Source organism: bacterium, from assembly GCA_027622355.1.
In the GTDB taxonomy this organism is placed as follows: domain Bacteria; phylum UBA8248; class UBA8248; order UBA8248; family UBA8248; genus JAQBZT01.
Window position 1 is genome coordinate 1 of the sequence record JAQBZT010000076.1, and the last position, 10,416, is coordinate 10,416.

Annotated in this window: 16 protein-coding genes and 1 tRNA gene; 9 read left to right on the forward strand and 8 right to left on the reverse strand. The window is 62.5% G+C overall.

All coding sequences use genetic code 11. The features are described from left to right. Positions 1-42: 42 nt before the first annotated feature. The 3 genes from O2807_06205 to O2807_06215 all read right to left on the reverse strand — a co-directional run bounded on the left by O2807_06205 (position 43) and on the right by O2807_06215 (position 2,157). The gene (locus O2807_06205) at positions 43-750 is read right to left on the reverse strand and encodes a tetratricopeptide repeat protein (protein ID MDA1000094.1); all 708 of its coding nucleotides are present in this window, start codon (positions 748-750) and stop codon (positions 43-45) included. A 36-nt stretch (positions 751-786) separates the two neighbouring features. Continuing rightward, a complete protein-coding gene (locus O2807_06210; GenBank protein MDA1000095.1) occupies positions 787-1,413 on the reverse strand; it encodes a hypothetical protein in 627 nt (208 codons plus the stop codon). An 81-nt stretch (positions 1,414-1,494) separates the two neighbouring features. Continuing rightward, the gene (locus O2807_06215) at positions 1,495-2,157 is read right to left on the reverse strand and encodes an isochorismatase family protein (GenBank protein MDA1000096.1); all 663 of its coding nucleotides are present in this window, start codon (positions 2,155-2,157) and stop codon (positions 1,495-1,497) included. Between the two features lie 164 nt (positions 2,158-2,321). On the opposite strand from O2807_06215, the gene O2807_06220 reads away from it, so the two are divergent. Beyond that, complete coding sequence (locus tag O2807_06220) at positions 2,322-2,741, forward strand: CoA-binding protein (GenBank protein MDA1000097.1); 420 nt, start codon at positions 2,322-2,324, stop codon at positions 2,739-2,741. Between the two features lie 13 nt (positions 2,742-2,754). Continuing rightward, positions 2,755-3,579 (forward strand): alpha/beta hydrolase, encoded by an 825-nt coding sequence (locus O2807_06225; GenBank protein ID MDA1000098.1) that lies wholly within the window; start codon positions 2,755-2,757, stop codon positions 3,577-3,579. Here O2807_06225 and O2807_06230 read toward each other — a convergent pair. After that, positions 3,576-3,923 carry a cupin domain-containing protein gene (locus O2807_06230; protein ID MDA1000099.1) on the reverse strand — a complete coding sequence of 116 codons (348 nt, stop codon included), beginning with the start codon at positions 3,921-3,923 and terminating at the stop codon, positions 3,576-3,578. The genes O2807_06225 and O2807_06230 overlap by 4 nt on opposite strands. 30 nt (positions 3,924-3,953) lie before the next feature. After that, positions 3,954-4,310 (reverse strand): cupin domain-containing protein, encoded by a 357-nt coding sequence (locus tag O2807_06235; protein ID MDA1000100.1) that lies wholly within the window; start codon positions 4,308-4,310, stop codon positions 3,954-3,956. Between the two features lie 166 nt (positions 4,311-4,476). On the opposite strand from O2807_06235, the gene O2807_06240 reads away from it, so the two are divergent. The 6 genes from O2807_06240 (at position 4,477) to O2807_06265 (ending at position 7,226) form a co-directional block, all read left to right on the forward strand. Continuing rightward, a complete protein-coding gene (locus tag O2807_06240) occupies positions 4,477-4,683 on the forward strand; it encodes a hypothetical protein (GenBank protein ID MDA1000101.1) in 207 nt (68 codons plus the stop codon). 18 nt (positions 4,684-4,701) lie between these two features. Further along, positions 4,702-5,004, forward strand: coding sequence for a hypothetical protein (locus O2807_06245; GenBank protein ID MDA1000102.1), 303 nt, complete (start codon positions 4,702-4,704; stop codon positions 5,002-5,004). Continuing rightward, a complete protein-coding gene (locus O2807_06250) occupies positions 5,001-5,990 on the forward strand; it encodes a cytochrome b/b6 domain-containing protein (GenBank protein ID MDA1000103.1) in 990 nt (329 codons plus the stop codon). The genes O2807_06245 and O2807_06250 overlap by 4 nt, the downstream gene beginning before the upstream one ends. Next, entirely contained in the window at positions 5,990-6,274 is a 285-nt protein-coding gene (locus O2807_06255) for a hypothetical protein (GenBank protein ID MDA1000104.1), read from the forward strand. Before O2807_06250 ends, O2807_06255 begins: the two co-directional genes overlap by 1 nt. Continuing rightward, positions 6,271-7,050: a molybdopterin-dependent oxidoreductase gene (locus O2807_06260; protein MDA1000105.1), complete on the forward strand. Its 780-nt coding sequence runs from the start codon at positions 6,271-6,273 to the stop codon at positions 7,048-7,050. The genes O2807_06255 and O2807_06260 overlap by 4 nt, the downstream gene beginning before the upstream one ends. A gap of 101 nt (positions 7,051-7,151) precedes the next feature. Further along, a tRNA-Asn gene (locus O2807_06265) sits at positions 7,152-7,226 on the forward strand. A 271-nt stretch (positions 7,227-7,497) separates the two neighbouring features. Here O2807_06265 and O2807_06270 read toward each other — a convergent pair. The 3 genes from O2807_06270 to O2807_06280 form a co-directional block, all read right to left on the reverse strand. After that, positions 7,498-7,833, reverse strand: coding sequence for a hypothetical protein (locus O2807_06270; GenBank protein MDA1000106.1), 336 nt, complete (start codon positions 7,831-7,833; stop codon positions 7,498-7,500). A 154-nt stretch (positions 7,834-7,987) separates the two neighbouring features. After that, a complete protein-coding gene (locus O2807_06275) occupies positions 7,988-8,758 on the reverse strand; it encodes an alpha/beta hydrolase (protein MDA1000107.1) in 771 nt (256 codons plus the stop codon). Further along, the gene (locus tag O2807_06280; protein ID MDA1000108.1) at positions 8,755-8,919 is read right to left on the reverse strand and encodes a hypothetical protein; all 165 of its coding nucleotides are present in this window, start codon (positions 8,917-8,919) and stop codon (positions 8,755-8,757) included. The genes O2807_06275 and O2807_06280 overlap by 4 nt, the downstream gene beginning before the upstream one ends. A gap of 235 nt (positions 8,920-9,154) precedes the next feature. Here O2807_06280 and O2807_06285 point away from each other — a divergent pair. Further along, on the forward strand, positions 9,155-10,416 hold a 1,262-nt coding region (locus O2807_06285), incomplete at its 3' end, for a hydantoinase/oxoprolinase family protein (protein ID MDA1000109.1).

Below are 10,416 nucleotides of genomic sequence, written 5' to 3' on the forward strand. Positions count from 1 at the left end.
CCCCGGGGGGGGGGGACAGACGCGCATCCGGGCGGGGAAGACTCACTTCTTCTTCTCCACCATCTGCATGAACTCTTTCGCGTGCTCGAAATCCGGATCGAGTTTGATGGACTCCCGCAGATTATCGAGGGCGTCGCCCCGGTTTCCCTTGTGCCAGAAGGCGCGGCCCAGATTGAAGTACAGGACCGGGTCCTTTGCGTCGATCTCGATGGCTTTCCGGTAGTTGCTGATGGCCGCATCGTACATCTGCTGCTTCCGCAGGACGATGCCCAGATCGTTCAGTGTGTGCTTGTTTTCTTTCTCGTAGAGCTTGGTGTTATCGCCCAACTGGTCGAAAATTTCCTTCGCTTTTTCGACATCCCCGGACTCAAGGTATGCCTGTCCCAAGCCAAAGCTGGCCTGTACATGGGTCCCATCCACCTTGAGCGCATTCTGAAACTCGTACTGGGCGCTGAAGTACTCTTTTTTCTCCAGGTGAATCTGTCCCTGGCGGGCAAGCTTGCTGGCGTGCTCCTCCTCGGGAGTTTTCTTCACTTCCTCTTCCTTGGACTCTTCCTTGGTGAAGCGCTTCTCGAAAGCTTCCCGCGTCAACTTTTCGGCTTCCATCCCGGTCGAAGTACCAGTGAGTTTGAGGTATTCGAGGATGACGACATCGCCATCCTCGCGGGCCCAGTAGCGGACGTTCGCGTGCAGGCCGCCCGTCATTGTTTTTTCTTCGTAGTAGATGCCTTCGATTTTTTCTTCAGCCATGATCTCCTCCGGACCAACACCCCGAGATATTTGCTGTCAGGAAACGGCCTTCCGCAGAATCTCCCGGTATCCTTCGTAGACATCCTCACCGTAGCGGGCGGGCGGAAGCACCTCGGTCAGCTTCCCATCCTCGAATTTTTTCTCCGAGGCGAAGGGATTATGAAAAATTTCGCCCGAGGGAAGAAACAGCGTCGGGCTCGTCATTAGGACGTCTTCCTCATCCCGAAGGCGCATGGCCTCACGGTAGTCGTCCATCGTGTTTTCCCTGTATTTCCCGCTGCCGAGATCGGCCCCGATCGGCGCCGGATCGAGGCCGGCTTCGACCGCGATCTCGAGAATCACCTCCCGCTCGTCGATGCGGCGCCCCTCCCAGTAGAATCCCTTCCGGAGCTTCAGATCGTAGACCCGCGCCTTCTCCGGGTCCTGCCCGTAGGCGCTCACATAGGCTTCATAGAGCGGCAGTGTCGTCCGCACGTACTCCTCGTGCGGCCAGCCCTTGCAGGGCGAAAGCGGCTCCTGCACGGCGATCAGGGGCCACTCCTGATCCACGATGTGGCGGGGCGCCGGACGCCCGTTGATTACCTCCAGCGGAAACGCCCGGTACCTGAGTGCCACCTTCCCCTCGAACTCGGGCCACACCTTGTCCAGCCGCGCCGCGGCCATGTAGGCCCAGGGTCAGTGGTATTCGTGAAAAATTTCGATGATCGCGGTTTCAGCCATGAAAACACCCTTCAAGTAACGGGTCTATTCGAGCCCCCTGAGATAGTCCGCCACGCGCGCCATCGGGAGCACGTCCGCATATTTCATGTGCATGTCGAAGAGATTCACCTTGTGGGACATCTGCGCCCGATCGGCCACGCACTCCTCGGGCACGATCACCTTGAAGTTGAGGTTGAAAGCATCCAGCACCGAGCCGCGCACGCAGCCGCTCGTGCTCATTCCGGTGACGATCACCGTATCTATCTGGCTGTATATCAAAAGTCCGGCCAGCTGAGTCCCGTAAAAGACGCTCGGCTTCGACTTGATGAGCACCGTCTCGCCATCCCGCGGGGCGACCGCGGGATAGATGTCGTGCGCATATGGAAGCCCATCCCCATCCTCTTCCACCGCCCGCGCTCCCCGGCTCTTCCAGTTCCCCATCAGCTGGGAGGAGCCCCGGTCATCGTTCGTCGAATAGTAGACGGGAATGCCCCGCTCGCGTGCCGTCTCAAGGAGGGTGGCGATGTTCTCCGCGCAGGGGACTCCCGTTTTCGAGTAGCCGCTGCTGAACCGGTCGTCCACGAAGGCGTAGCTCATATCAACGATGAGCAGCGCCGGGCGCTCGCCGAAGCCCACCTCCTTCGCGCCGCGGTACTTGTCGAGCATCGCCTTGTCTTCCGCGGGAATCACATCATCCCAAATCGCCATTTCGCTCCCCTTCGATGGCTCGCCCATATGCAGGAGAGAGCGATTTTACGGCCCCCGTTCGCGAGAGACAATCGCGGCCGGGGGCCGGAAACGCATTCCGCCCAAAGGGTTATGTTATGATGATTTCAAGGCGGCCCGGCCCAATTCCGGCCAAAGGAGCTTCGATGAACCCTCCCGATGAGCGCTTGCGCGAGCGGCTCGCCGCCGCCCGGAACATCGCCGTCGTGGGCCTCTCGCCCCGGATGCACCGGACGAGCCACCGCATCGGCGCCTATCTCCAGGAGGCGGGCTACCGGATTTTTCCCGTCAACCCGAACGCGGACACAGTTCTCGGGGAGACCGCCCGGGGCCGCCTCGCCGATCTGGAGGAGCCGATCGACATCGTGAACGTCTTCCGCCGGAACCAGTTCATCCCCCGGGTGGCCGAGGGCGTCCTCCGGATGAGCCCCCGCCCCAGCCTCGTCTGGATGCAGCTGGGGATTTTCCATGAAGAAAGCGCCCGGAAGCTCGAAGCGGCGGGCATCGAGGTGGTGCAGGATCTGTGCATCAAGGTCGAACACCGGCGGCTTCTGGCCGGGCCCTAGAGAGGCGGCTCCCGTGCGGCAGCGCAACTCGCGCGCGCGTTATCTTTTTCTCCTTCCCGCGGTGCTGATTTTGTCCGGATTTCTCGGCTTCATCGAAAACTTCTTTCTCTATCATCCCCGGAGGGACCTCGACCTCTCCCCCGCCCTCTACAAGATTCCCTTCGAGGAAGTCCGCTTCCGCGCGGCCGATGGCACCGATCTCCACGGCTGGTTCATCCCCCCGGCCGAGGTGGAGGGCCCGGTCCTCCTCTGGGCGCACGGCAACGCCGGCAACATCTCGCACCGCTCGGAGAACGCCGCCATGATCCGCCGCGAGACGGGAGCGGGCATGTTCCTCTTCGACTACCGGGGATACGGCAAGAGCGCGGGAAGGCCGGGCGAGGAAGGACTCTACGCCGACGGACGGGCGGCCTACGCCTGGCTGAAGACCCGGGTGCCGCCCGAGCGGATATTCCTGTTCGGCCGCTCCCTCGGCGCCGCCGTCACCGTGAAGCTGGCGGCGGAGGGCGCCGCCGCTCGGGGACTCATTCTCGAGAGCCCCTTCCTGAGCCTGCTCGAGATGGCGCAGAAGGTTTTTCCCGTCCTGCCGGTGGGATGGATCGTTTCGCAAAAATTCGACAATCGCGCGCTCTTGCCCCGGGTCAAGATGCCGATCTTCATTCTCCACGGGGATGCGGACGGCATCGTTCCCTTCGCGCATGGAGAGCGCCTTTTCGAGATTGCGCCCGCCCCGAAGCGCTTCTTCCGTATCAAAGGGGCGGGGCACAACGACACCTATCTGGCCGGCGGGCCGCTCTACTGGGATGCCTGGCGAAGCTTCCTGCGCAAGCCGGACTAGTGCGGCGGCGCGAGCTTGTCGAGCCTCTCGTGAACCGGAGCAAAGATCTCCTGGATCTCCATCTCCTCATCGCCCACCTTCGCCGTTTCATGCTCGATGTTCGCGGGGAGGATGACGGTGCCCCCGGGGCCGAGCTCCACGCTCTTGTCCCCGCAGGTAAAGCGGGCGCGTCCTCTGAGCACGGTGCTGATCTGTTCCTGATGATGCGTGTGCCTGAGAGCAAAGGTCATGTCCGCCGGGAAGATTTGGCGCATCACCGTTGTCTTCACGCCGCCCACCACGCGTATGTGCCGCCCATCCACTTCATGCTCGGGAACTTCGTCCCAATAATAGCCCTGTATCATCGTTCCACCCTTTCGAATTTCCGGATTTCGTTATAGCGCCGAGGGCGCCGCCATCCGGGCGAGTTCCTCGCGGACGGGGGCGAAAATCTCCTCGCAGACAAGCTCCCCGTCCCCGATGTTCTCGGTCATGTGCTCCTTGTCCGGCGGAAGAACGACGATCCCTCCGGGGCCAAGCTCCACGCTTTTGCCCTCGCAGGTGAAGCGCGCCCTTCCGCCAAAGACGATGGTCATCTGCTCGTGGGGATGGCTGTGCGGCCGCAGCGGGGTGCCCGCCGGTATCGTCTGGCGCAAAACGGTGATGTTCTCCCCCGAAATCACCCGCTGAACCCGGCCACTGTTGTGATGCGGCTCTATCTCGTTCCAGTTGTGTACCTGCATTTCAGACATTTTTTCACCCCATTCTTTCGATGAAACTGCCATCAGGAATCACCCGGAAATATTCCCTATATACCCTTCCCGCCGCCCCTTTGCATCCCCGGCGGCGGGGAGAAGTATTGCCGGCAAAATCCCGTATAATGGGGCAACTGTCTGTTTGGCCGCGGAGAAGGAAAAGATGAAAAACAAAAGGTGGCTCGCCGCCCTCGCGGGTGCGATGGCTTTGTGGGCAATTTACACCCTGTTCCCCTTGGGCGCGGCGGGTCTCGCCGCAGGCGATACGGCGCCCGAGTTCCGCGCCGGCCCCTGGTTGAACAGCGCCCCGCTCAAGCTGGCCGATCTGCGCGGAAAGGTCGTGCTCATCAAAATGTGGACGTTCGGGTGAATCAACTGCGTCCGGGAGATCCCGGTCACCCTCTCGTGGCACGAGCGGTACATGACACAGGGGCTGGTCGTCATCGGGAACCACGCGCCCGAGTTCAGCTTCGAGAAAAACCGGAAGAATGTGGAACAAGCCATGGCCCGGCTCGGCGTTAACTACCCCGTCGTCATGGACAACGATCATGTGAACTGGAACGCCTACGGGAACCGCTACTGGCCGACCAAATACCTGATCGACAAAAAAGGCGTCATCCGCTTCAAAACCATCGGCGAGGGAAACCATGAGCGGACCGAAGCGATGATCCGGAAGCTTCTGGCCGAATGAGCCCCGCCGCTTCCGCCCCTGCCGGAAAGCCGGCGATCCCCTATTCCGCACTCTTGCGGCTGACGCACTGGCTGAACGTCCCGCTCCTGCTGCTCATGATCGCGAGCGGCCTCCAGATCTGGTGGGCCTATCCCGCCTTCGGCCCCGGCCTTCCCAAGCCCGAATCCCTCTACCGCACGATGGCCGGTGTGGCCGGCGCGGCCGATCCGCGCGGCATCAACATCGGCTCTGATTTTCGTCTGTTCACGCAGGGACTTGTGGGCTGGTTCGGCATCGGCGGCTGGCTCGCGGGAGCGCTCAGATGGCACTTCGCCCTCATGTGGCCCTACACCCTGAACGGCCTCGCCTACCTCCTGCTCCTTCTTTTCACCGCCGAGGGAGGACACTACCGGCTCGGAAGGGAGGATTTCCGCGGAGCGGCCGGGATGATCCGCCGCCCGATTCACACCTTCTCCAATCCCCCGGGCGAGGGTAAGTTCAACCCGATCCAGAAGATCGCCTACAACCTCGTGCTACTCGCCGGCATCCTTTCCGTTCTGACGGGGCTGGCCGTCTACAAGCGCGTCCAGCTCGGCTTTCTGACCTATCTTTTCGGGGGTTATCAGTCGAGCCGCTTCCTCCATTTTCTGGTCATGCTCTTTTTGGCCGTCTTCACGGCAGGCCACCTCATCATGGTGCTCTCCCACGGCTGGCGCCGGGGGCTCGCCCCCATGATCGTGGGCATAAAAGCCGAGAGGGAAATTTTCCGCGAGCGGCAACGCCTGTTCGCGCGCCGGGCAGGACGCCTTCTTTTCGAGATTATCCTTGCGGGGGGCGGGCTTTGGCTTGGAGGGTTACTGGCGGACATCCTGAACGCGATTTTCGGAGGTACAGCCTCGCCCCTGGTTTTCGGTATCCTGCTCTACGCCACGCTTCGACTGGGGCCCGTCCGCATCTGGCGCCGCCGGGCCCGCGAGGCCGCGCAAAACCGAAGGACGGTGATTTGATGAACACATCCGAAAACGGAGAATTCACGCTTCCCACACGGATGGCCAAGAAACGGCGCCTCGTCGGGCGGATGTTTCTCATCGTCTTCTGCTTCAATCTCGCCTTCGCCATCGCGGGCGGCTGGGCGCTGAGCGGGCCGGCGGCCGGCCTAACCCGCTTCTCCTTCGGGTGGCCGCTCTGGTCCATTATTCTCCTGGCGGCCTCTTCCTTGCTCGTGATTCCGCTCCTGGCCCCCCTGGCCCTCAAAATCCTGCGCTCTCCGCCGGAGGAGGAAAAACCGTGAGCCATCCAAAAGGGAAATCCACCCCCACGCGGAGAAAGTTCCTCCAGCTGCTCTCGGCGATGTTCCTGGTCGGATGCTCCCGGCTGGACAGCAACCCCTACGCCCAGCAGGTGCTCGGCTGGTTCGACCGCTGGAATCACCGGGTCGGGCGGATGCTCGACAGCCCCCACCGGCTGGCGCCCACCTATCCGCGCTCGGCGGTGCAGCCCGAGCAAATGCGGCCGAACGGCTCGATCGTCACGCCGGGGGCACAGCGGATTAACACGCCGGAGGCCGAATGGCGGCTCGCGGTGGGCGAGGCGCGGCTGGAGAAGGGAAAGGTGGTGAAGCGCTACTGGACGCGCGAGTACACCCTCGAAGAAGTTCGTCAGATGCCCCCGCTCTCCCTCACCGTCGAGCACGTCTGCGTAGAGGGATGGAGCGCCATCTGCCACTGGAAAGGGATCGCGCTCCGCGAACTGATCAGCCGCCACGCTCTCCGGCCCGAGAGCCGGTACGTTTATTTTCTCTGCGATGACGCGATGGAGGGCCCGCGAGGCTTGGAGCGCTACGGCGTCACCTTCGATCTCTCATCGGCCCTTCATCCCCAGAACGTTCTCGCCTATGAGTACAACGGGGAGAAACTCTCCATCGAACACGGCGCCCCCCTTCGCCTCGCCGCCCCCACCCACGTGGGCTGGAAAAGCGCCAAGTACCTCCGCTACATCTTTTTTGTCAACGAGGATTTGGGCGGATTCTGGGAGAACCAGGGCTACCCGCGCTACTACGGCTTCTGATGGCGGCCCGCCATCTTGACAATACCAGGGTCGGCCCCTTTAATACCGGGGAATTTCGGAGAGGCTCCCCTGCGCGGAGAGGAATCCCCGTACACCGACATTCCGGCGTAGCTCAATGGCAGAGCTATCGGCTGTTAACCGATAGGTTGTAGGTTCGAATCCTACCGCCGGAGCCAAAAATACAAAAAGACCGCTGGCCGCTCGCCAGCGGTCTTTTTTCTGCCCCAATGAAAAATTTCCGCCGTTCAACTCAAAAAAGAGGGATTGAAAGACAAGGAGACCGGGAGCACCTGAAACCTTGCCGGTATGCCACCGGAGGACCCTTGAAGGGTGGACGGTTAAAACCGCTTCCGGGGCGCCGGGCTTTCTGGTTTTCGATCATGGGAGGTGCTCCCGGCCCGAAACTCCATCTGCCCTAAAACAGAACGGATATTCTTTTCCCTTTGCTCACCCTCCTCCTGTTTTGAGTTCGAGTATCTTCTGAGACTCTGCCATCTCCTCGATCATGATGTTGGTCTTCATGAAATCGCGGGAAAGACGCGTGAGGAGCTGCTGAATCTGAATCGGGGAAAGCGCCGCCGTCAATTCCTGAAAAACCGTCTTCCATGCCTCCGCATTGCGATCGCCACGGTGGAACGATCCGTTGTTCGCCACCAATTCCTCGTAGACTTCGTGTTCGTGATTCATCAGGAACCGGAGCGCGGGCTCGTAGTTCAAATCCGTTCCGTGGAGATATCCCATTAAATGGTCCCGGAACTTCTTGACCATCTCTCGTCGAAACATGGCGGCACCCCCCGGTGAGAATGCAGATGGCCGACCCGCGCCCCATGGGGCCGGTCTTTTTCCAAGATCGGCTCCGCCCGGAGCCGCGTCAACAAAAAATGAGCGTCAGAAGAAAAAGGAGAAATAATATATTTGTTTACAAAGAGATAGTGAACTAGCGGGATAGCCCGCCGCCGCTTTCCACCTGGCCGCAAAGCGCCTCCACCACAGCGCAGAGGCGTTCGATGTCGGCGGGCTCCGAAAGGCGGTGATCGCCCTCCTTGATGAGGGTGAGCGTGGCGTCCTGGCTTTCGATCAAGGACATGATCCGCCCCGAAACCTCCCAGGGCACATCCTCATCGCGCATGCCGTGGAGAAGCCGCACGGGACAGCGGATCGGAATCGGCCCGCGCAGCAGAAGATGATCTCTGGCCTCTTCGATCAGCCGCATCATGATGGGATAGGGCGTCTCCTCATAGGCGGAAGGGCGTATCCACTGTCCCCTCTCCTCCATCTCCTTCCGCGCATCCGGTCCAAGCGAAGCCCAGATCAGATCCTCGGTGAAATCCGGTGCGGCAGCGATCCCGACGAGGGCGGCCGCCCGTTCGGGCCGGGCCAGCGCGGCCAGCAGCATGATCCATCCGCCCATGCTCGAGCCCACGATGACCTGCGGCCCCTCCGCCACCTCATCCAGGACGGCGATCGCGTCCGCCGCCCAGCGGCCGATGGTCCCCTCCTCGAACTTGCCGGACGATTGGCCGTGCCCCGTGTAGTCGAAGCGCACGAACGCCCGGCTCGTCCTTTCGCAATGGGCGTCCAGCGCCGTCGCCTTCATCCCGGTCATGTCCGAGTGGAAGCCGCCGAAAAAGATAAGGCCCGGAGAGCGGCCCGGCCGCTTTTGGTAGGCAATGCGGACACCTTCCGGAAGATCGAGAAACGAAGTCATCCGCGCCCGACCTGCGTGAGAAGACCGCGGACCACCTCGACCCGCGCCGATTTTTCCAGTTCCTCCAGCGCGATGCGAAGGACCTTCTCCGTATTGTTGCCCGGCCACCGGCGCCCGCTGGTCGCAAGCACACCGGGCGCGCCGCTCCCCTCCGCCGCCATTCATGACCTCCCATCGAACGAAATCGAAACCAATGTCATTCTTCCGCGCGGCCTGAATTATGGCGCGAATTCCCGGACGCGGCCACCGCTCTATCCGTTTTCACTCCCTCGCGCGCATCGAGATGCGGGGAGAACGCATATATGGTAATTTCGATTTATAAACCCTGAATCCGATCCGATTCTTTTTTGCAGGCGGGCACGCGCACGAGGGGCCCTTATCCGTCAGGATGGGAAGATGTACCAGATTGGCATTGACATCGGCGGAACCTTCACCGACGCCGCCGTGACCGGACCGAACGGCGGCCGCGCCATTTTGGCCAAATCGCCCTCCACGCCCGGGGATTATCTCCAGGGCGTCGTGGCGGCGCTGGAGGACGCGGCCCGGCAGCTCGGACTCCCTCTCCGGGAGCTTCTCTCGGGCGCCTCGCTCCTCGCCCACAGCACCACCGTCACCTCGAACGTGCTCTGGACCCGCACCGGCCCCCGCGTCGGCCTGATCGCCACCGGCGGCTTCGGCGATCAGATACTCATCATGCGGGGAATTGGCCGGGTGGCCGGTCTCTCGCTCGCCGAGCGCCGCCACTACCGCCGCACCGACAAGCCGGAGCCCCTGGTGCCCCGCAAGCGCATCCGCGAGATGGATGAGCGGATCGACGCAACGGGCGAAGTCATCGTCCCCCTCGATGAGGGGAAGGCCCGGGCCGCGCTCCGCTCCCTCGCCAGGGAGGACAAGATCGAGGCGCTGGCCGTCGGCCTGCTCTGGTCGTTCCGCAACCCGGTGCACGAAAAACGCATCAAGGCGCTGGCCGCCGAGGAGATCCCCGGAATCCCCGTCAGCCTCTCCTCGGAGGTGTCGGGTCGCCTCGGAGAGTACGAACGGACGGCCACCGCCGTCCTCAACGCCTATGTCGCGGGCGCGATGGAGGGGTATCTCGAACAGCTCCTCGACCGGCTCCGCAAGGAGGGGCTCCGCCAGCCCCCGCTCATCGTTCAATCCAACGGCGGGCTGACCCCGATCGATCGCGTCATGCCCATCCAGACGGTGGAGAGCGGGCCGGCCGTCGGCGTAGTCGGCGCCGCGCGGCTTTCGAAGGAACTCGGAAAACCGAACCTCATCGCCACCGATGTGGGGGGAACCACCTTCAAGGTCGCCCACATCCAGGAAGGAAGATGGGAGCTGGCGGATGAAACCGTGTTGACGAAATACCACGTTCACGTCCCCATGGTCGAAGTCTCCTCCATCGGGGCGGGGGGCGGCTCCATCGCCTGGGAGGACGGGGGGCGCCTCCGCGTCGGCCCCCGCTCGGCGGGCGCGGTGCCGGGCCCGGCCTGCTACGGCACCGGCGGAGAGGCGCCCACCGTGACCGATGCCGATCTTCTTCTCGGCGTGCTCAACCCGGAGAATTTTCTGGGCGGCCAGATTCATCTCGACGCCGATGCCGCCCGCCGGGCTTTCGAGAAAGAGATTGCCCCCCGGTTCTTCGACGGCGATGCGGC

Coding starts and splice junctions, on each gene's coding strand:
- O2807_06205 (MDA1000094.1), bottom strand. CDS start 750: ATGGCTGAAGAAAAAATCGAAGGCATCTACTACGAAGAAAAAACAATG.
- O2807_06210 (MDA1000095.1), bottom strand. CDS start 1,413: ATGGCCGCGGCGCGGCTGGACAAGGTGTGGCCCGAGTTCGAGGGGAAG.
- O2807_06215 (MDA1000096.1), bottom strand. CDS start 2,157: ATGGCGATTTGGGATGATGTGATTCCCGCGGAAGACAAGGCGATGCTC.
- O2807_06220 (MDA1000097.1), top strand. CDS start 2,322: ATGAACCCTCCCGATGAGCGCTTGCGCGAGCGGCTCGCCGCCGCCCGG.
- O2807_06230 (MDA1000099.1), bottom strand. CDS start 3,923: ATGATACAGGGCTATTATTGGGACGAAGTTCCCGAGCATGAAGTGGAT.
- O2807_06235 (MDA1000100.1), bottom strand. CDS start 4,310: ATGTCTGAAATGCAGGTACACAACTGGAACGAGATAGAGCCGCATCAC.
- O2807_06240 (MDA1000101.1), top strand. CDS start 4,477: ATGAAAAACAAAAGGTGGCTCGCCGCCCTCGCGGGTGCGATGGCTTTG.
- O2807_06250 (MDA1000103.1), top strand. CDS start 5,001: ATGAGCCCCGCCGCTTCCGCCCCTGCCGGAAAGCCGGCGATCCCCTAT.
- O2807_06255 (MDA1000104.1), top strand. CDS start 5,990: ATGAACACATCCGAAAACGGAGAATTCACGCTTCCCACACGGATGGCC.
- O2807_06270 (MDA1000106.1), bottom strand. CDS start 7,833: ATGTTTCGACGAGAGATGGTCAAGAAGTTCCGGGACCATTTAATGGGA.
- O2807_06275 (MDA1000107.1), bottom strand. CDS start 8,758: ATGACTTCGTTTCTCGATCTTCCGGAAGGTGTCCGCATTGCCTACCAA.
- O2807_06280 (MDA1000108.1), bottom strand. CDS start 8,919: ATGGCGGCGGAGGGGAGCGGCGCGCCCGGTGTGCTTGCGACCAGCGGG.